Origin of the sequence: Haloferax sp. DFSO52, from assembly GCF_048158745.1 — an archaeon.
Lineage (GTDB): Archaea > Halobacteriota > Halobacteria > Halobacteriales > Haloferacaceae > Haloferax.
In genome coordinates, this window is record NZ_JBLOPB010000001.1 from 941,056 (window position 1) to 960,910 (window position 19,855).

Consider the following 19,855-nt stretch of genomic DNA (forward strand, 5'->3'; position numbering starts at 1 on the left):
ACCTGCAGAGAAAAAGACAGATGGCTGTGTGGACAGAGAGCGCCGAGAACGGGCAAAACGGAAAAAACAGGGAAACAGGGAAACAGGGAAACGAGAAAGACGGAGAAATGGGGCGTTCGTGTAGCTGGTTAGTTGTGCGTCAGCGAACCGAGTCGAGCAGGAGTCGCTGTTCGACCCGCTTGACTTCGTGCTGGACGTCGCGGACGGCGTCGATATTCGCCGAGATGGAACTGACTCCCTTCTCGACGAGGAACTGGACCATCTTGGGCTTGGACCCGGCCTGTCCACAGATGCTCGTCTTCACACCGACGTCACGGCACGCTTCGATGGTGTCGCCGATGAGTTTGAGCACGGCCGGATGGAGTTCGTCGTAGATGTTGGCGACGTGCTCGTTGTTGCGGTCCACGGCGAGTGTGTACTGCGTCAGGTCGTTCGTCCCGAAGGAGGCGAAGTCGATACCGGCGTCGGCGAGTTCGCGGATGCACAACGCGGCGGCAGGCGTCTCTATCATGACGCCCCACTCGCGCTTGTCGGGGTTGATACCCGCCTCGATCATGTGTTCTTTGGCGCGAAGAACGTCCTCGGCGTCGTTGACGAGGGGTAACATGACTTCGATGTTGTCGTAGCCCATGTCGTACAGGCGGCGGAACGCCTGCAGTTCGAGGCGGAAGATGTTCGGGTTGTCGAGGCCACGGCGGATGCCGCGGTAGCCGAGCATCGGGTTGTGTTCGCGCGGTTCGTTCTCGCCGCCTTCGAGTTGGCGGAACTCGTCAGTCGGCGCGTCGAGGGTACGGACGCGGACTGGCCGCGGGTAGAACTCTTCTGCGACTTCGCGAACGCCGGAGACGATTTCGTCGACGTAGGCACGTTCACCGTTCTGCTCGATGAAGCGCTCTGGCGTCTTGCCGAGCGTCAACACCATGTGCTCGATTCGGAGTAACCCAACGCCGTCTGCACCCGTCGCGGCGGCGCGTTCGGCCGCTTCGGGGATGGAGACGTTGACCTTGACTTCCGTCGCCGTCATCGGTTTGACGGGCGTCTTGGGTCGTGCTTCTTCGACGGGTTGGCGCTGCTTCTCTTCGGGCATCTCGCCCTCGCGAATCGTTCCTTTGTCGCCGTCGATGGTGACGACGTCGCCGTCGGTGAGCGTCGAGGTGGCGTCGCCCGTGCCGACGACTGCCGGGACGCCGAGTTCGCGGGAGACGATGGCGGCGTGAGAGGTCATCCCCCCTTCGTCGGTGACGATACCGGCGGCGCGCTTCATCGCGGGCACCATGTCCGGCATGGTCATCTCGGTGACGATGATGTCGCCTTCGGCGACCTGGTCGAGGTGGTCGAGTTTCGTCACGATGCGGGCGCGACCCGACGCGATTCCGGGGCTTGCACCGAGGCCACGCATGATGACGTCGTCGCCGGCGTTCCTCGACGTGCTGTCGTCGCTCGCGGTGGAGCCCTCTCCGCCTTCGGAGATAGTCGTAATCGGCCGCGACTGGAGCATGTAGACGTCGCCGTCGTAGACGGCCCACTCCACGTCTTGTGGCGTGCCGTAGTGGTCTTCGACCAGTTCGCCGAGTTCGAGGAGGCGAGCGATTTCGTCGTCGGTGAGCACTCGTTCGTGACGCTTCTCGCTCGGAACTTCGCGGTCGACCGTTTGGCCCGTCTCTTCGTCGCGGATGCACATCGTCTTCTTGTCCGCGATGGTCGCCGTCTCCACGTCGCCGTTCTCGCGGTTGACGACGTAGTTGTCGGGCGAGACAGTGCCGGAGACGACTGCCTCACCGAGTCCCCACGCGGCCTCGATGATGACTTTCTTCTCGCCAGTCGAGGGGTGGCACGTGAACATCACGCCGGATTTCTCGGAGTCGACCATTTGCTGGACGACCACCGCGATGTCGACTTTGTCGTGTGGGAAGCCCTTCCGGTTGCGGTAGTAGATGGCGCGCTCGGAGAACAGCGAGGCCCAACACGCTTTGACGCTCTCTAAGAGTTCGTCTTCGGTGACGTTGAGGAAGGTCTCTTGCTGTCCTGCGAACGAAGCGTCCGGGAGGTCTTCTGCCGTCGCGGAGGAGCGGACTGCGACGTACGCGTCTCCGTCACCGATACTTCGGTAAGCGTCGACGATTTCCTCGCGGACGCTGTCGGGCATGGGCGTGCCCATGATGAGGTCGTGCGCCGCCTCGTGGGCTTCTTTCAGTGCCGCAGAATCCTCGTGGTCGACTTCGACCGCAGAAAAGAGTTCGTCGTCGATTCCCGCATCCTCGATGAAGGCTCGGTACGTGCCCGCCGTTACGACGAACCCCGGGGGGACAGGAAGTCCCGCACCAGTGAGTTCGCCCAGCGACGCGCCTTTTCCGCCGACCAGATTGAGGTCGTCGGACCGTACGTCGTCCAGCCAGACTACAGCCATGTGGTGTTCGTATGGTCCCGGAGGGCGATAAAGAAGTTTGCGACCGGGACATGCGTGAATAAAAACTCACTCGGTCGTGAGTATGGAATTTAATTGTGTCCCGAGGTCGCACTGGTTTTCACGCTTCTCGGCGCTCTTTCCCGTGAATTTCGCACAGTATCTCGCCAGTGTCCGGGTCGAGATAGAACGGATTTCCTGCGACGACAGGCTCACCACAGACCGCACACCCATCGTCGTGTCGGAGGAAGTATTTCCCCTCGCTTCGCCCGGTCTCCAGTCGGCCAGCGACGACGGCAACACGAGTCAGTCCTTCACCGATCTGTGTCCGCTCTGTGCTGTCTGCTTCCTCGAAGCGAATCGGTTGCATGTGAGAAGATGGCGTTCTACCGACATAGCAGTGTCTGGGTCGCATCGTCGTCTCTCCAGCAACCGAGTCCGGCAGCGAGGGGTTCTTACTTGTTCGTCCCGTGAATTATAGCGTGCTTCCGGAGTGGGTATTTCTGCTCCCCACGTGGCTGGTAGTCGGCCTCGTGGTCGGCGCAGTTGCGTCCGTCGTCGTCGCCGGCGTGTTCGTCGTCGGTGGCCGTCTCTTCCCGGACCGACCGGTTTCACGCGGTCCACGAGTAGATGGCGCTGGTCGTCGTCGCCTCGAAATCCGTGACTTCCTCTCGACGATTGGTGAGCGATTCGTCGAAGACTGGTCGATATACGGTGAGACGGTGGCGTTCTATCTCCCGGAGCGACACGTCGCGATTACCTTCGACGCACAGGCCTTCTTCCGTCTCGAACGGACGAGCGTCTTCGCCGTGCTGTGTGAACACGAGATGCCCGGCTATCAACTCGGCCGGCGACTCCCCTTCGAGGTCCCCAAAATCGAACCCGAGCTGGCCGACGTCGACGACCCAATCTCGGAAGCGTTCGACAGATTGGGACTGACGCCGTCCGCGACGACGGACGCCGTCCGCGACGCCTACCGGTCGCAAGTGAAGGACGTCCACCCCGACCACGGCGGCGACCGGGAGCGATTCCGCAGACTCCGAGAGGCGTACACGACGGCGCGGGAACACGCCGACGAGTGAGGTGTCTACTGTTCGGTCGGATTCTACGGTTCGGTCTGATTCTACGGTTCGGTCACTTCGAACAACACGCCTGCGTCGCGGAGCGCGTCGGTCACGCGTCCGGCGGCGTCGGTACTGGCGACGACGACGGCATCTAACCCGCGGGCGGCGGCGTCGGCGGCGACTTCGCCCGGTGAGAACCACGTTTCGAGTTCCGCGTCGGCACGGCGACAGGCGACGACTGCTTCGACACCGCTCGCGAGGACGATATCTGCCTCCGCACAGGCGTCGGCCAGTGCCGACAGGTCGACGTCGCTGCTGCCGCCGAGACGCGCGGGAGGAATCTGCAGGACGCGGACGCTCCCGGGTTCCATCTCGATGACGCCTTCGAAGCCGGTAACGCTGGCGTCTGCTCCAGCCATGGCATCGGTCGTCGCGACACCGATCGCCGGTCCGTCGTCGCCGGGTGTGGCGTACAAAAGCCCATCGCGGAGCGAGAGGGTCACGGTATCGCCGGCCGACACGTCGTCGGTGACGATCGCGGCGTCTTCGTTGACGCTTTCGAGCACGTCGTCGGTGACGTGTTCGGCAAACCGCTGGAGGGCGCGGGCCTCCTGAAAGAGCCAATCGACGCCTTCCTTGGTCACTCGATAGCGGGACCGCCCTTCCTTTTCGACCAGTTCGTCGTCGACGAGTTCTCGGATGTATTCGGAGACTGCTTGGCTCGTCACGCCGACTGCCTCGGCTATCTCGCCTTGGCTCACCGCCGGTTGCCGGTCGGCAATCTCCGCGAGGATTCGGAAGCGGGTCGCCGTCCGCTTGTCCTCGAGTGCGCCGCTCATACTACGAGTGAGGGTGGCGTCGTGTAAAAAGGCCCTCGCTCCGTCGCCCGGTCGGTGTCGCAGAGCCCGGTCCACTGGTAGCGTCTCGGAGGAAGGTCCACTGGTAGCGTCTCGGAGGAACTTTGTCGTCGTCGTCCCTCTCTCCGTCGTGCTTCGCGTCGCTGTCCGTGACCGGGCAATCTACCTTCTCGAAGCGGACGCACTCGTCTGCTCGGACCTGCACATCGGCCGTGCAGACGCCTCTGCTGTCGACTTCCCACTCGGCGAACAGACCGACCTCTCCGACCGACTGTCGGCACTCTGTGCCGAGTTCGAACCGCGTGAAGTCGTCTTCGCGGGCGACGTTCTCCACCGATTCGACCGGGTCTCGGAACGTCACGTCGTGGCCCTCGAAACCATCGCAGACGAATGCGTCGCTGCCGGTGCCGACCCGGTGTTCGTCGCCGGCAACCACGACACCATGCTCGCCGAGGTGTGGGCCGGCGACGTGCACGACGAGTACCGACTCGCCGACGAGACGCTCGTCTCCCATGGTCACTGCGAACCCGATGGTGAGAGCCACCTCTACGTGGTCGGCCACGACCACCCCATGCTCACTATCGAGGGTCGCCGGCGGCCGTGTGTCCTCTACGGCCCCGATGCGTACCGCGAGTCCGACGTGCTGATGCTCCCAGCGTTCACCCGTCTCGCTCCGGGTGTCGAAATCAACGGGATGCGAGGGGCCGACTTCGACTCTCCGCTCGTCCGCGACGCGAGTGTGTTCCGCCCACTCGTCCGCGACGACGACGCCGACGAGACGCTCACCTTCCCGCCGCTGGGGAAACTTCGTCGCCTCCTCTGATATAAACCTGTGCGAGGACGCAGCGCAGGTGCGCCGTTCCCGTCATTCGAGAAGCGCAGGCGCTGGCTATAGCGGACGAAAGAGTACATCTAGCTGTCATGCCTTCCTTCACAGAGCGACTCGAAGCGAACCGATTCCTCGCGTTTCTGGTCTTGACGTACGTCCTCACGTGGGTGTGGTGGATACCGGCGACGCTGCTCGTCAGGTCAGGCGGGTCCATCACGTACACGTCTCTGTTAGTCCTCGCTGGCGGGTTCGGCCCGTTCCTCGCGGCAATCGTCCTCGCGACGGCCACTGGCGACATCCGACCGTGGGGCCGGCAGTTGGTGAGCGTCCGCGCCTCACCGCTCGTGTGGGGCGCCGCCGTCGTCGTTCCAGTCATCCTATTCGGTGCCACACTCGTACTCACGGTGGCACTCGGGTGGACGTTCGACGTTGCGGCACTCGGGCCAGCAGGTGTGCTCGGGGCACTCCTGTTCTCGTCGCTCATCCGCGGCGGCTTCGAAGAACCCGGATGGCGCGGCTACGGGCTTCCGGTCCTCCAGCGCAGACTCGGCGCGTTCCGCGCCTCACTCGTCATCGGTGTGGTCTGGGCGGCGTGGCACATCCCGCTCTTTGCCATGCCCGGGAGTTCCCAGTCTGGAACGTCGTTCGGGTTCTACCTGCTTTCGGTCCTCGCAATCAGCGTCATCACGACGTGGCTCTACAACGAGTCCGGTGGGCGCGTCCTCCTCCCCATTGTGTTTCACACCACGTGGAACAGTATCTCGGTTTATCTGTCTGTGGGCGTCGTCGGCGATGGCGTTCTCCCGTCGGAAGCGGCGCTTGCCGTCGCGGCGTGGCTCTTCGCGGGAATACTCGTCTACCGCTACGGCGCGGAACGACTGTCGTCTCGCCCACTCCCGACGGGTGGGCTCTCGTTCGACGACACCCGTTCCGAAAGAGAAACCGATGCTGCCGCCGGTGTCACGCACTCGAACGACTGAACACCCACGCCTCGACCGAGGTACTACTTCGAGAGGTCCATCCGAACGGCGTTCGCCGCCTCTCGGCCGCTCCGCATCGCACCCTGAATCGACGACCACGCGGTGTAGTCGCCGGCGAGGTAGGTGCGACCCGGCGCGTCGCGGTGGCCGGGAAGTGAGTCGTGAATGCCCGGCGGTTGGGCGAACTGCGCAAACGAGATGTAGTCCGTGTGGACCAGTTCGAGGTCGTCGAAGTAGCGGTCGGGATACCACGCTTCGAGCGTCCGGCGCGTCTTCTCGAAGAGTTCGTCTTCGGGTTCGTCCTGGGCGGCGTCACCGAGGAACGTCGCGCTCAGAAGCGCTTTGTCCGCCGGTGCGTACTCCGGGGCAACAGTCGAGAGCGGGGCGACGGTGTTCGGGTCCGCGGTGGCGGCGTTGAGCATGATTCGCTTGCCCGCGTCGAGGCCGCGTCCGGACGGGAGCGTGTAGTACTGCGTCACACAGCCGTGTGCGTCGGTCGGAATCGACTCGACGCCAGTCAGTCGGTGTGCCTCTTTCGGGTCGGTTGCGACGACGACGGCGTCAGCTTCGAGAGACTCTCGACCTGTGGTGACGATTGCGCCACTCTCGTCGCTCTGGAGGCCGTCGACACGCTCGCCGAGCCGTATCGTGACACCGTCGTCGCGGGCGCTGTCTGCGAGTTGTTCGGGGATAGCTTGCATTCCCGCCGCTGGGACTGCTGTCGTTCCTGCGGAGAGCATCTTGAACGTATACTCGAAGACGCGCTTCGACGACGACAGCGTTCTGTCGAGGGTGATACCGCCGTAGAACGGCGCGACGAAGTGGTCGATGTAGTCCTCCGAAAAGCCCCAGTCGCGGAGATACGACCGGATGCTCTGGTCGGGGGAGGCGAATATCTCGGCTTCGGTCCGCGTGCTGACGTCCTGTCTGAGCGCCAGCGTCCGGACTTTGTCGCTCGTCGTCACCTCTGGGTTGCGAATGGAGTCGAACAGACTGGTGAGGGCACGCAGCGGGTCCGAGAGGACCGACCGGCGACTCGGCCGGCAGATGGTCGCACCGGGGGTGAAGGGCCGGAGATTCAGGGCGTCGAGGTCGAGTTCGCGCCGCACGGCGGGGTAGCCAGTAAACAGCACCTGAAAGCCCCGGTCGAGCGTGAACCCGTCTCTCGTTCGCGTTCGAACTCGGCCGCCGACGTCGTCACGCCGCTCGATGACGGTCACGTCGGCCCCATCGGCAGCGAGGTGTCGCGCGGTGACGAGGCCTGCCAGCCCCGCACCGACGACTACGATGTGGCTATCGTCCATACACTGTCTCTCGGAGCGATGACACAAAGCACCTGTGGGTGTCGGCATCGCCCGACGAGAAGGGCTTAGTTCCTCCCCCTGTAAGGGCCGCGTATGCAGACATCCGACACGTTCTCAGGGCTGGTGTGTACGGAGACTGGTGACGAGTACGACGCCGACGTAACCGGCACCAGTGCGGCCGACGCGCCACTGGACCCCACCTACGACCTCGACGCCGTCGAGTGGGATGCAGCGACCCTCGCAGAACGACCGTTCGATACCATGTGGCGCTATCGGGAACTCCTGCCATTTTCGGACCCGGTGACGGCCAACGAGGGCGCGACACCGCTCGTCGAAGCGTCGGCGCTCGGTGACGAGGTTTCGGTCGGGTCGCTGTACATCAAAGACGAAGGCCGAAACCCGACTGGAACCGTCCTCGACAGAGGCTTTTCGCTCGCCGTCACGGCGGCGCGAGAGGCCGGCACCGAACTCGTCGCCCACGCCTCGCCCGGAAACGGCGCGCAGTCGGCGGCATCCTACGCGGGTCTCATCGACGTACGCTCGTACGGGTTCGTCCCGTCGCGAACGCCGTTTCCCAACAAGGCGATGGTGAACGTCCACGGCGGACAGATGAAAGTCATCGGTGGGCGCTATCCGGCCGCACTCTCTGCGCTTCACGAGAAACTCAAGAGCGACTGGTACACGCTGCAGGAGTTCGACAACCCGTACCGCCACGAGGGGGCGAAGACCATCGCGTACGAAATCGCCGAGCGACTCGACTTGTCGGTTCCTGACTGGGTGGTCGTGCCCGCCGCAACCGGCGAACTCCTCTACGGTCTCTCCAAAGGCTTCCGCGACCTGACTGACCTCGGCCTCGTCGACGACGTGCCGCGACTCGTGGCAGCGCAGTCTGTGGGTTGTTCGCCGATTGCGACAGCGTGGGAGGCTGGAAACGACGCGACCGAAGCGTGGAACCACCCCGACACCATCGTCGGTGAACTGGAGATTCCAGACCCTGCGGGTGGGACGCTCGCACTGCGAGCACTCGACGCGACGAACGGCGTGGCAGTCTCAGTCAGCGACGACGACGCCCTCCAGTCGGCGGTCACCGCTGCACAGACCGCTGGCGTTGAAGTCGGGCCTGCGGGCGGCGTCGCACTCGCCGCGACGTGGGAACTCGCAGACGAGTTTGCCGAAGACGACACCGTCGTCGTCGTCAACACCGAATCCGGAACGAAGAACGCCGACATCCTCCGCAGCCACCTGATGGGACAGGGAATCTAACGGGACCGACACCGTCGATCTTTCTCGTTGTAATCTTCCCGTTGTGGTCTTCTCGTTGTGGTCTTCCCGGTGTAGTCCACGTTTCGAACGCTGGTTTTCACCCGCAGGATATTTAGTTTAGACGCGTCTAATTCAACCCATGTTGAGCGACGTGATGGAAGACTATCTGAAGGCAATCTATTCGCTCCAGATGGAGTATGGGCCGCCAGTTTCGACTTCGAGCATCGCGGAGTATCTCGGAAAGACACCACCGACAGTGACGAGTATGGTCGGAAAACTCGAAGACCGTGGCCTGCTCGAACGAGAGAAGTACAAGGGTGTCGAACTGACCACGGAAGGTGAGACCGTCGCGCTCGAAGTGCTTCGGCACCACCGTCTCCTGGAAGCGTATCTCACCGAACATCTCGACTACTCGTGGAGTGAAGTGCACGAAGAGGCAGACGCACTCGAACACCACATCAGCGAAGAGTTCGAGCGTCGCGTCGCCGCCGCACTGGGCGACCCCGAAGTCGACCCGCACGGCGACCCAATCCCGAGTGCGGACCTCACACCTCCGGAATCGAACGGTCTCTCCTCGCTCTCTGACCACAGCGTCGGTGAGATGGTCGTCGTCTGCAGAGTCAGCGACCGCGACCCAGAAGAACTGGAGTATCTCTCCGAAGCGGGCGTCACACCGGGGACGACCATCGAGATAACCGACGTCGCTCCGTTCGGCATGGTTACTGTTCGCGTCGCGGACTCCGGCCGAGAACAGAGTCTCCCCGAGTCCGTCGCACAGACGATTCGCGTCCGCGCACCCGACGAGGAGTGCGAGGACGAGAGTATTTCGACGGTATGACGAACTGGACTGAGATTCTCGTCGTCGCGCTGGTCGCCCAGTTAGCGGTCCTCCCCGGCGAGAAGGTTCAGTTCATCATCGCTGGACTCTCGACCCGATACGACCCGAAAATCGTCGTCGGGGCCGCCGGGTCAGCGTTCGCCATCTGGACCGCGCTCGAAATCTCTGTCGGGCAGGCGCTGAAAACTGCGCTTCCACCGGTCGCACTCGATGCTGTCACTGCCGTCTTGTTCGCATTCTTCGCCGTGCTTCTCTTCCGGTCGACGCCGGGACGCACCCAGACCGCAGTCACTGACGGTGGCGTGACCAGTTTCGACGCGACGCCGACTGTCTTCGGGCGTGACCTGTCGAACCACGGCTTTGGCGGCTTCTTCCCCATCTTCGCGATGATGGCCGCCGGCGAGTTCGGTGACAAGACCCAGCTGGTGACCATCGGACTCGCCGTCCAGTACGGCGCACATCCAGCAATCTGGGCCGGTGAGATGCTCGCCATCATCCCGGTGAGCATCGCGAACGCGTACTTCTTCCATCGGTTCTCGGGCCTGTTCGACGCCCGAAAGGCCCACCTCGGAGGGGCCGCCCTGTTCGGCTTCTTTGCCATCGATACCACTGTCGCCATCTTCACCGGATTCTCCGCGTGGGACACGTTCGTCGGTGTTGTCTCCGACGCGATTCTCGCCACTATCTGACCGGCGCTGCCACCACCGGTTCCGCGTCATTTTTCACGGGTTCGACCCAAAAGACGCCGATGTCAACCGTCCTCCCGTCGCTCGCTGCCGGGTTGGTCTTCGGCCTCGCCCTCGCCGCGCCGCCGGGGCCGATGAACGCCGTCATCGCCGAAGAGAGCGTCGTCCGCGGGTGGTCGTCCGGTGCGCGCGCAGGGCTCGGCGCGATGAGTGCCGACGCGCTCTTTTTCGTCCTCGCGGCACTCGGACTCGTCGCCTTCGTCGAGCAGTTCCCGACGATTCGGGCCGTGATGGTCGGTGCCGGGGGCCTGCTCATGCTCTACTTCGCGTACGGTGCGGCCAACGAGATGCGTTCGACCTTTCGGGAGGCCGCCGACCCAGACACCGACAGCGCCGGCTTTACGAAGGCGTTCGTCCTCGCGTTGACGAATCCGTACCAGATTCTGTTCTGGCTCACGATCGGTGTTGGATTACTCGAAACCGGCACCGTCGACGTTCTCTCGCACACGCCGTACCTCGGCTCGTCGCTCTCGAACCTGCTCATCGTCCGAACGGGGAGTCCAGCGCTCATCCTCGGATTCTTCGGCGGTATCGCTATCTGGGTGACTGGGTTCCCTGCGGCCCTCGTCGCAGCGGAAAAACGAGTCGAGTCGTTCGCACCGGTGGTCGCTGCACTCAGTGCTGTCGTCCTCGGTGGCTTCGGCGTCATGTTCCTCTGGGACGCCGTGCGGGTGCTCATCTGAGTCCAGAGAGCGCCGCTGTCGTGTCTGTGACCGACGACACGCCGAAGGCACGCCCCACGTGTCGGCGGCCAGACGGGAAACACTATCAACCATCGTGGCCGATGCGTTCGTATGTTCGACAAATCGACGTGGATCAAGCTGCCACGGAACGTCCTCGTCGGCCACGGCGTCCTCGACCAACTCGCTGACGCAGTCGCAGAGCTCTACCTCTCGGGAGAGCCGCTTCTCGTCACGAGCCCGTCTCCCGACCGGATTGCGGGCGACCGAGTTCGCGCGCAGTTCGGTGATATCTCGTCGGTCTCACTGGACCGTGCGAGTTTCGAGGCGGTCGAGCGCGTCGTCGAAATCGGCCGCGAGATGGACGCTGGCTACCTCATCGCGCTCGGCGGAGGGAAACCAATCGACGTCGCGAAGATGGCCGCTGACCGCCTCGAGTGCGGGTTCGTTTCGGTCCCCACGGCGGCGAGTCACGACGGAATCGTCTCCGGGCGGTCGTCGATTCCCGAAGGCGACACCCGCCACTCGGTCGCGGCGGATCCGCCGCTGGCAGTCGTCGCCGACACCGAACTGCTGGCTGAAGCGCCGTGGGAACTCACGACCGCGGGGTGTGCCGACATCATCTCGAACTACACGGCAGTCAAAGACTGGCAACTCGCCCATCGCCTCCAGAACGTCGAGTACTCCGAATACGCTGGTGCGCTGGCCCAGATGACCGCAGAGCTACTGGTCGAACGTGCGGACTCCATCAAACCCGGCTTAGAAGAGTCCGCGTGGATTGTGACGAAAGCGCTCGTCTCGTCCGGTGTCGCGATGTCTATCGCCGATTCGTCGCGCCCGGCGTCGGGTGCAGAACACCTCTTTTCGCACCAGCTCGACCGCCTCGCGCCCGGACGTGCCCTTCACGGGCACCAGGTTGGCGTCGGCGCGATTATGACCGAGTACTTCCACAGCGGCGAAAAGGGCGATTGGCGGAACATCCGCGACGCGCTCTCGACGATGGGCGCGCCGACGACGGCCAACGAACTCGGCATCGACGACGAGACGATTATCGAGGCGATGACGACGGCACACACGATTCGTGACCGCTACACGATTCTCGGAAACGGCGTGAGCAAGGAGGCAGCCATCGAAGCGGCGACGATTACGGGCGTCATATAACACGCCAGACGGGGAGTTGGGTCGCACGCTGGAACGACACTCGACCTCCGATAGCCCGCCGACGTTCTGACAGGTGCGTTTTCCGACGTATCGACCGAAACCCGAAGAGGCAAGAGAATTGCAGACGAAAGGCCGGGTATGGCAACTGCGAGCGCCAGCAACCAGCTGAAAGAACACCCCGCGGCCGCGACGGCCATCCTCTCGGTGATTGGCTACGCCCTCGTCATCGGAACCTTCGCCGGCGTCGTCCCCCGGAGCGTCTTCCCCGAGTTGACCCTCCAGCAGGTAAACCGCATCTCAGATGCGATTGCCCTGGTGAACACGATAAACGTCTTCGTCATCGCGGCGGGATGGCGCTGGATTCGCCGTAACGAGGTTCGAAAACACGCCACCGCGATGGTCATGGCCTTCACGCTCATCATCATCTTCCTCATCCTCTACCTCACGAAGATTGGCGGGGGCGGAACCAAGGAGTTCGTCGGCCCGGCGTTCGCGTACTACCCGTATCTCGCGATGCTGGCGATTCACATCACTCTCTCTATCGTGTCGGTTCCGGTGGTGCTCTACGCGCTCATCCTCGGCCTCACGCACACCGAACACGAAATCAGAACCGAGACACCACACCGAAAAATCGGGCGTATCGCGGCCTCAGCGTGGCTTCTGTCGCTCTCGCTGGGCGTCGTGACCTACTTCCTCCTCAATCACATCTACGGATGGGAGTACACCGTGGCTGCCGCTGGCGTACTCGTCGCACCTGTCGTCGGACTCTGAGGAAACCTCGCGAGTCACGTCTCAGTTCCTTCTGGCCACATATTTCCCGGCCACGTACTTCCCGACTACTCGGGGTGGTATCCACGACTCGCCCAACTGATTTGACCGGAACTCGCGTGCAAAAGACGTGGATTTTTATCGCGTCCCGTAGTGGCCGCGAATATGCGTGTCGCACTCGTCTCGATGTTCACCCCGCACCACGAAGAGACGGGAGCGACGTTGCGGATGCGGCGAACCGCAGAACTCCTCGCAGAACGCGGCACCGACGTCGTCGTTCTCTGTGCAAAGTGGTGGGACGGCGACGTCACCGAGTTCGAACAGCACGACGTGACATACCACCGCGTCACCGACTCGCCGGCGGCGGGCCGATTCGCCTCGCGCGTCCCCTTCGCCCTGCGTGAAGTCGATCCCGACGTGATTCAGGTGACGAGTTTCCCCCCGTCGCACGTGACGGCGGTCAAGACGGCGGCGCGATTCCTCAGAGTTCCCGTCGTCGCCGACTGGTGGTCACGTGACGAGCGAGGCGGGTCACGAACGTACCGACGGGCAGCAAAATCGCCACACGCCGTGTTGGCACCGTCTGAGATGGTTCGGACGCAAGTCCGCGAACTCGGCGCGCCGGTCGAGTCGACCCACGTCGTCCCCGAACCCATCAACATGGACATCGTCCGCGACGCACCGGTCGAAAAACGTGCCGACGTCGTCTACGCTCGCGAGTTGGACGAACACGCCAACGTCGAGAGCTTCCTCCTCGCGCTCGCGGAACTCCGCGACAAAGACTGGGATGCGGTCGTCGTCGGCGACGGCTCCGAGCGAGCGACCGCAGAGCAGACCGCGCGAGACCTCCGAATCGACGACAGAGTCGAGTTCCTCGGCGAACTCGCTGCCGACGAAGCGGTGCCGATTATGAAAGGCGCACACGTCTTCGCGCAGACGGCCACCGTCGAACCCTTCGCGACGAACTTGCTGTGGGCGCTCGCGTGCGGCTGTGTGAGCATCGTCGAGTACCAGGCACGCTCGGCGGCGCACGAACTCGTCGAAGGCCGCCAGCGGTGCTCACTCGTCACGAGTCCGCAGGAACTCGCAGACGAAATCGTCGCCGCGCGCGGATTCGACCACCAGACGGTCGACGAGGCGTTCGCCGACTACGACTACAGCCACGTCATCGGCCAGTACAAGTCGGTGTATCAGGCAGAGATAGACGACTACGGCTTCTTCTGAGGCGACGACCGGGGTTGTGTCTGCGTCGACTGGTCTGTGTCCACAACAGAATCCGACACAAAAGTTTACCAAATGGACTTGTGAATCTGTGTAATGGACGATATATCCACGCTCACAGGTGAACTTGCCCACTCTTTTGCAGGGGCCATCAACCAAGTAGACGAATCTATTGGGGAGAACAAAACCTACGGAGAAGGAATTGGCCCCCACGACGAGAATGGCCAGGTCGATGCACTCGTCAGAGAGGTCCGTGATGGATTTGATGGGCGGCTCTCGACCGTCAAATCCGACTCAGCGAGTGTTCGGTATCCAGATGGAAAGTCGGCTGACCTCGTCGTTGAAGGACCACAGTCGGAGTTCTGCGAAGTGAAGCTCTTCCGGTTCCAGAAGGCAAACGGACACCCATCGACACAGGGATTCAGCAAAGTATTCAGTCCATATCAAGACCGGAATCCAAGGTCGTTCATCCACGATGTCAACAAGCTCGCGAATGCAGAGATTCGAGCCTCAAAGACATTGCTTGGAATCTATTATCGGCCGGCACGGGGCGCAGGCGCGGATATTACTGGGAGAGAAATTGCGCAGAAGTTCGCTGCTGACGTAGAGCTGTGGACAGACAACACGGTACTTGTAGATGCAGTGGCCCCATTTTCAGGACTCCAACACGATGTGCTCCAAAGGGGAGCGATACTCGCTTGGAGTCTCGGTGAACAACCAGAGCGATTCTTCTGAGTAGGCACCAGTTGTTTCCCCGAAGTGAGCCCTCTCGTTGCACTCGAGCGCAGTCGCTCACGACCGGCAAAAATTGGAACGTATGGCGGGTTAGTCGTCTATCTCGTAGTCGCCGCCATATTTCATGAAGAAGTACGCGAGGCCGAGCGTCGCAATCATCGCGAACGTGGTCGCGACGCCGAGCGCTTTCGCGCTGTCTGGTACGGAGGGGAGGTTCCCGCCGCTCGGTGGCTCGTTGGTCACAACCGGAACTTCCTCGCCAACAGCGACTGCACCGAGCATCCCAAGTGCTTCGTGCGGTGCGCAGTGGTACTTGGTGATGCCTGCGTCGCCTTCTTCGAAGGTGTACTCGTAGGTCGAACCGGCTTCAGCGACCGGTGCACCGGATTCGAGGGACGCACCCTCACTCGCGATGACGTTGTGGCCACCGCCTTCGCCGGTCCACTCCCACGTCACCGTCGTTCCAACATCTATCCAGACACCAGCGGGCGCGAACGCGAGCGCACCGCCGTTGCCCTCTGCACCAACCTCGATGGTGACTTCGCTCTGTCCACGAAGGTCTTCGTAGCCACCATCGACGCCGTCGAGGTAGCCGCCGAAGTCGGGTTCTTCAGTCTGCGCCGCGGCCGTTCCGGAGGTGGCGGCAACCGCCGCGCCACCAGCGGCCGCGCCGAGGAACGCCCGCCGAGACATATCCACGTTGCCGTCGGTCATGTCCGCCGCTTGGTGTGGGCCTGTAGTGAATACTTTGGTTCGCGTTCGACAGCGACGGGGGATGGGCCCACAGTTTGACGGGGGCCAGACCGCCATTTATCGGCCGCGTTAGAGCGTGTAATCGAACTCGCCGGTTTCGCTCGTCAAGAACGCGGTCAACAGGTCGATGTACGCGGTCACGTCGTCGCCGTGGACGCTCTCGGTCACGGTGTGGAGGTAGCGCGTCGGCATCGAGATAGCGCCGACGGGTTTCGCACCGTAGGTGTTCTGGAAGCCACCGGTGTCCGTGCCGCCCGCGGGGAGCAGTTCCATCTGGTAGGCGATGTCGTTCTCCTCGGCCACGTCGCGCAGGCGACGGTGAACTTTCGGGTTGGCGATGGCGCTGGAGTCTTTCAGTTTGATACCCGCACCCTCGCCGAGTTTGGTCACGTAATCTGCGGGCTTGAATCCGGGGACGTCGTTGGCGACGGTGGTGTCGAGGCCGAGTGCGAGGTTCGGGTCGAGGTCGACACCCAGTGCCTGTGCGCCGCGGAGGCCGACTTCTTCCTGTACGGTCGCCGCGAAGTGGATGGTGACCTGCGGGTTCTCGATACGACGGGCCGCTTCGAGCATGGCGAACAGGCAGACACGGTCGTCGATGGCTTTGCCCGTGACGTGGTCGCCCATCTTGACGGTCGTCTGTTCCATCGTCACGAGGTCGCCGACGGCAACCTCCTCTTCGACGGTCTCTGCGGGAAGGCCGAGGTCGACGAACACGTCTTCGACCTTCGGTTCTTTCTTCTTCTGTTCTTCAGTCAGCGTGTGCGGGGGGACAGAGCCGATGACGCCAGTGAAATCGCCGTCTTCTGCGTGGACGGTGACGCGTTGTGCTTTCAGGACGCGAGGGTCCCAGCCACCGAGCGCGTCGAGTTGGAGGAAGCCCTCGTCGTTGATGTGGCGGACCATGAAGCCGATTTCGTCCATGTGCGCTGCAACAGCCACTTCGTAGTCGCTCTCGCCCTCGATGGTGCCGACGACGTTGCCCATGGCGTCGACGCTGACGCTGTCTGTCGTTTCTTCGAGGTCCTCGCGGACGAGCGCGCGAATTCGGTCTTCGTAGCCGGGGACACCGCTGGTCTCTGTGAGTTGCTTGAGACGGTCGAAGTCGAAGTCGAAAGCCATGCGTGTGGTTGCAATCCCGTCGTAGATAAGTCCACCACTCCCGGACGAAGCCCCAGACTCCCAGACGAACCTCCCGTCTCCCGGACGAACCTCCCGACTCCCGTGTACTGCTACCGAACGAAAAACTGCCCACGTGTTGTTGGTTGTTCCGGAATATTTTTCCACCTCACTACGAACGTACAGAGTATGTCCGACGTAGAATCTCAACTCCGCGACCAGTTTATGGATGCGTTCGAAAACGCGAGTTTCCCTGTCAAGAACCAGATGTCGCTCGTCCCTGCACTCCCGAACGGCCCCGGAACGAAGTTCGAAGCAGACGACGTGACCATCACGGCGATGGAACTCGCTGCAAAACTCGGTAAACACCAGGACTTCCCGTACGAAGACGCCGAGAGCCTCGTCGACGACATCATCGAGGGGCTCAAGGCCGAAGGGATGATTTAAGCACGGCTCGACGCCGTGACGGATACGAAACGCGCACTCTGGGAACGCTGGGTCGACCGCTTCGTCGACACCACGGACCCGATACCACTTTTCGAGACGACGAGCGACAGAACTATCGAAACCTTCGGGTACGGCAGGTCTGAGCGCCCGACGCTCCGTCGAGGCCGCCGAATGGAGCGAACGCTCCGCGAGGCTGGCAAGAAAGTCGTCACCGACTACGAACGCAGAGCAGGTCACTACGAGGGCCTCGTCTACATGATGTACACCCTCGACGGCGACGAGGTTGTCCCCCGATACCTCGGCAAGTGCGGGAAGTTCGGTGCGTCGGGAACGGCCCTCAACAGCAATCTGAAGAACGTCGAGACGAACGACGGCAAACTCGCGCGGTGGGGCTACGGAAACTACTACCACTTCGGAGACCTCTCGTCGGCGGTCTTCAGCGACGACGGGAGCAACAAGTACGACCGCTGGGTGACAGACCTCTTCGTCTCGACAGAACCGCCACGTCTCCGCGAACCGGTGTACTTCTGGGTCGAACCGTGGGAAGTCGGCACAGAAGGCCCCTACCCCGACACGTATCCCTATCTCGAAGAACTGGAGTACCAGCTCATCGGCATCGCCTTCGAACTGTATCCCGAGCGGTTGCTCAACACAGAAGGCGTGCCGACGAACCCCGATGCGTACGCGAAGATGCGCGGGTGGACCGACCGCGAAGACACGCGACTGTCCGACTTCTGACTCCCAAACCGATTTCACGTCACCGCGCCTATATTTCGAAGTTATGCGAACCTACGACATCGAGCGCTACCTGCACATCAGGAGCGCGTACGGTGCTTCCTTTGCTCCCGACGGGACCCGGCTCTCGTTCCTCATGGATACGACGGGCGTCCCGCAGGTGTGGACCGTCGACGGACCCGGCGTCTGGCCCGACCAACGAACCTTCTACGACGAGCGCGTCACGTTCGCGTCGTGGTCGCCTGAGAACCCTGAACTCGTCTTCGGGATGGACAAAGGCGGCAACGAGCGCGAGCAGTTGTTCCGCCTCGAACCCGACACGGGCGTCATCGAGAACCTGACCGAGCACCCCGACGCGAAACACCGATGGGGTGGGTGGAGTCACGACGGCAGTCGGTTCGCTTTCACGTCGAACCGCCGGGACAACGCCGTCTTCGACGTGTACGTTCAGGCGCGCGACGGCGTCGGAAACGACGCCACACTCGTCCACGAGGGCGACGGCTGGCTCACACTCGGTGGGTGGTCGCCGGACGACTCGAAACTCATCGTCGAGGAAGCGTACTCCAACGCCGACCAGGACGTGTACGTCCTCGACCTGATAACGAACGAACTGACGCACATCACGCCGCACGAGGGAACCGTCCGGTTCCAGAGCGCCTCGTGGGGACCGAACGGCGAGAACATCTACATGGTGACCGACCGCGACAGCGACACGCTCGAACTCGTCCGATACGACCTCGAAACGGGCGAATTCACACTCGTCGAATCCGGTGGCGACGACGAGGTCGACGGAATCAGCATCGACCACGAATCGGGTCGCCTCGTCTATGCTCGCAACGTCGACGGCTACACCGAACTCACGTTCGGCGAGTTCCTCTCCCCAGACGAGATCGACACGTTCCCCCAACCAGACCTCCCGAAGGGCGTCTCTGGCGGCGTCTCCTTCTCGCCAGACGGGGCTCGTGCCGCGCTGACGGTCACCGCCAGCGCCGACAACGCAAACGTCTACGTGGTGGAGTTGACCACGGGCGAGGCCGAACGATGGACGTTCGCAGCGACTGCTGGAATCCCTCGTGACACGTTCGTTCCCCCGGAACTCGTCCACTATCCGACGTTCGACGGGCGGAACATCCCTGCATTCTTCACGCTCCCCGAGGAGTCACCGGAAGACGAGACCCCCGTCATCGTCGATATCCACGGTGGGCCCGAAGCACAACGTCGCCCGTCCTTCTCGGCGGTGAAACAGTACTTCCTCTCGCGCGGGTACGCCTACTTCGAACCGAACGTCCGCGGGTCGTCAGGCTACGGAAAGGCGTACGGCCACCTCGACGACGTGGAAAAGCGAATGGACTCGGTGGCAGATATCGAGGCCGCGGTGGAGTGGTTACACGACCATCCGGCGGTCGACCCGGAGAAAATCGTCGCGATGGGTGGTTCCTACGGTGGGTTCATGGTCCTCGCGTCGATGACCGAATATCCCGACCTGTGGGCCGCCGGCATCGACATCGTCGGGATCGCCAACTTCGTCACGTTCCTCGAAAACACCGGCGACTGGCGGCGCGAACTCCGCGAAGCGGAGTATGGCTCGCTCGAAGACGACAGAGAATTCCTCGAATCTATCTCACCGCTCAACAACGTCGAGAAGATTCGCGCACCGCTGTTCGTCCTCCACGGCGAAAACGACCCACGTGTCCCTGTGAGCGAGGCCCACCAACTCGTCGAAGAAGCGCGAAAACACGCCCACGTCCGGGAACTCATCTTCGAAGACGAGGGCCACGGCTTCGCCAAACTCGAAAATCGCATCGACGCCTACACCCAGATTGCAGAGTTCCTCGACGAGTACGTAGGGAGCGTTCACACCGAGTAGGCGAACGCCAGCGGAGGGCCAGTCTCGTCAGGAAGACAGTAACGTTCCTTATCTTCCGTTAGAATCAAATCGGGTGACACCGAA

20 protein-coding genes are annotated in these 19,855 nt (G+C 62.6%); 14 read left to right on the forward strand and 6 right to left on the reverse strand.

What is annotated here, in order from left to right; translation table 11 throughout:
* Positions 1–139 precede the first annotated feature (139 nt).
* Both ppsA and ACK3SC_RS04915 read right to left on the reverse strand, forming a co-directional pair.
* Positions 140–2,407, reverse strand: coding sequence for a phosphoenolpyruvate synthase (ppsA, locus tag ACK3SC_RS04910; RefSeq protein WP_416838996.1), 2,268 nt, complete (start codon positions 2,405–2,407; stop codon positions 140–142).
* A 118-nt stretch (positions 2,408–2,525) separates the two neighbouring features.
* Positions 2,526–2,774 (reverse strand): hypothetical protein, encoded by a 249-nt coding sequence (locus tag ACK3SC_RS04915; RefSeq protein ID WP_416838997.1) that lies wholly within the window; start codon positions 2,772–2,774, stop codon positions 2,526–2,528.
* Positions 2,775–2,886: 112 nt separating this feature from the next.
* Between ACK3SC_RS04915 and ACK3SC_RS04920 the strand changes: the two genes are divergently transcribed.
* Positions 2,887–3,486, forward strand: a complete 600-nt coding sequence (locus ACK3SC_RS04920) for a J domain-containing protein (RefSeq protein ID WP_416838998.1) — start codon at positions 2,887–2,889, stop codon at positions 3,484–3,486.
* A gap of 41 nt (positions 3,487–3,527) precedes the next feature.
* Here the strand turns inward: ACK3SC_RS04920 and ACK3SC_RS04925 are convergent, their stop codons facing one another.
* Positions 3,528–4,307 (reverse strand): MarR family transcriptional regulator, encoded by a 780-nt coding sequence (locus ACK3SC_RS04925; protein WP_416838999.1) that lies wholly within the window; start codon positions 4,305–4,307, stop codon positions 3,528–3,530.
* A 148-nt stretch (positions 4,308–4,455) separates the two neighbouring features.
* Here ACK3SC_RS04925 and ACK3SC_RS04930 point away from each other — a divergent pair, with 148 nt between their 5' ends.
* Together ACK3SC_RS04930 and ACK3SC_RS04935 are read left to right on the forward strand one after the other, a co-directional pair.
* Positions 4,456–5,148 carry a metallophosphoesterase gene (locus ACK3SC_RS04930; protein WP_416839000.1) on the forward strand — a complete coding sequence of 231 codons (693 nt, stop codon included), beginning with the start codon at positions 4,456–4,458 and terminating at the stop codon, positions 5,146–5,148.
* Positions 5,149–5,246: 98 nt separating this feature from the next.
* Positions 5,247–6,134, forward strand: a complete 888-nt coding sequence (locus tag ACK3SC_RS04935) for a CPBP family intramembrane glutamic endopeptidase (protein WP_416839001.1) — start codon at positions 5,247–5,249, stop codon at positions 6,132–6,134.
* Between the two features lie 23 nt (positions 6,135–6,157).
* Here ACK3SC_RS04935 and ACK3SC_RS04940 read toward each other — a convergent pair whose 3' ends face one another.
* Positions 6,158–7,438: an NAD(P)/FAD-dependent oxidoreductase gene (locus tag ACK3SC_RS04940; protein WP_416839002.1), complete on the reverse strand. Its 1,281-nt coding sequence runs from the start codon at positions 7,436–7,438 to the stop codon at positions 6,158–6,160.
* Positions 7,439–7,531: 93 nt separating this feature from the next.
* On the opposite strand from ACK3SC_RS04940, the gene ACK3SC_RS04945 reads away from it, so the two are divergent.
* The 8 genes from ACK3SC_RS04945 (at position 7,532) to ACK3SC_RS04980 (ending at position 14,850) form a co-directional block, all read left to right on the forward strand.
* Entirely contained in the window at positions 7,532–8,701 is a 1,170-nt protein-coding gene (locus tag ACK3SC_RS04945) for a threonine synthase (RefSeq protein WP_416839003.1), read from the forward strand.
* Between the two features lie 139 nt (positions 8,702–8,840).
* Positions 8,841–9,539, forward strand: coding sequence for a metal-dependent transcriptional regulator (locus ACK3SC_RS04950; protein WP_416839004.1), 699 nt, complete (start codon positions 8,841–8,843; stop codon positions 9,537–9,539).
* Positions 9,536–10,228 carry a TMEM165/GDT1 family protein gene (locus tag ACK3SC_RS04955; protein WP_416839005.1) on the forward strand — a complete coding sequence of 231 codons (693 nt, stop codon included), beginning with the start codon at positions 9,536–9,538 and terminating at the stop codon, positions 10,226–10,228. The genes ACK3SC_RS04950 and ACK3SC_RS04955 overlap by 4 nt, the downstream gene beginning before the upstream one ends.
* Before the next feature lie 59 nt (positions 10,229–10,287).
* A complete protein-coding gene (locus ACK3SC_RS04960) occupies positions 10,288–10,968 on the forward strand; it encodes a LysE family translocator (protein ID WP_416839006.1) in 681 nt (226 codons plus the stop codon).
* 111 nt (positions 10,969–11,079) lie between these two features.
* On the forward strand, positions 11,080–12,126 hold the full coding sequence (locus ACK3SC_RS04965; protein WP_416839007.1) for an NAD(P)-dependent glycerol-1-phosphate dehydrogenase: 1,047 nt from the start codon (positions 11,080–11,082) through the stop codon (positions 12,124–12,126).
* A 138-nt stretch (positions 12,127–12,264) separates the two neighbouring features.
* Positions 12,265–12,897 (forward strand): DUF420 domain-containing protein, encoded by a 633-nt coding sequence (locus ACK3SC_RS04970; RefSeq protein WP_416839008.1) that lies wholly within the window; start codon positions 12,265–12,267, stop codon positions 12,895–12,897.
* A gap of 162 nt (positions 12,898–13,059) precedes the next feature.
* Positions 13,060–14,118 (forward strand): glycosyltransferase family 4 protein, encoded by a 1,059-nt coding sequence (locus ACK3SC_RS04975; RefSeq protein ID WP_416839009.1) that lies wholly within the window; start codon positions 13,060–13,062, stop codon positions 14,116–14,118.
* A 93-nt stretch (positions 14,119–14,211) separates the two neighbouring features.
* Complete coding sequence (locus ACK3SC_RS04980) at positions 14,212–14,850, forward strand: hypothetical protein (protein ID WP_416839010.1); 639 nt, start codon at positions 14,212–14,214, stop codon at positions 14,848–14,850.
* A 90-nt stretch (positions 14,851–14,940) separates the two neighbouring features.
* Here the strand turns inward: ACK3SC_RS04980 and ACK3SC_RS04985 are convergent, their stop codons facing one another.
* Together ACK3SC_RS04985 and ACK3SC_RS04990 are read right to left on the reverse strand one after the other, a co-directional pair.
* A complete protein-coding gene (locus ACK3SC_RS04985) occupies positions 14,941–15,564 on the reverse strand; it encodes a halocyanin domain-containing protein (protein ID WP_416839011.1) in 624 nt (207 codons plus the stop codon).
* Between the two features lie 108 nt (positions 15,565–15,672).
* Complete coding sequence (locus tag ACK3SC_RS04990; protein WP_416839012.1) at positions 15,673–16,725, reverse strand: M42 family metallopeptidase; 1,053 nt, start codon at positions 16,723–16,725, stop codon at positions 15,673–15,675.
* A 186-nt stretch (positions 16,726–16,911) separates the two neighbouring features.
* On the opposite strand from ACK3SC_RS04990, the gene ACK3SC_RS04995 reads away from it, so the two are divergent.
* Genes ACK3SC_RS04995 through ACK3SC_RS05005 form a run of 3 tightly spaced genes read left to right on the forward strand, consistent with a single transcriptional unit; the run spans position 16,912 to position 19,771 of the window.
* Entirely contained in the window at positions 16,912–17,169 is a 258-nt protein-coding gene (locus tag ACK3SC_RS04995; RefSeq protein WP_416839013.1) for an MTH865 family protein, read from the forward strand.
* Positions 17,170–17,184: 15 nt separating this feature from the next.
* The gene (locus tag ACK3SC_RS05000) at positions 17,185–17,907 is read left to right on the forward strand and encodes a hypothetical protein (protein ID WP_416839014.1); all 723 of its coding nucleotides are present in this window, start codon (positions 17,185–17,187) and stop codon (positions 17,905–17,907) included.
* 43 nt (positions 17,908–17,950) lie between these two features.
* Complete coding sequence (locus ACK3SC_RS05005; protein ID WP_416839015.1) at positions 17,951–19,771, forward strand: S9 family peptidase; 1,821 nt, start codon at positions 17,951–17,953, stop codon at positions 19,769–19,771.
* The last annotated feature ends 84 nt before the right edge of the window (positions 19,772–19,855 follow it).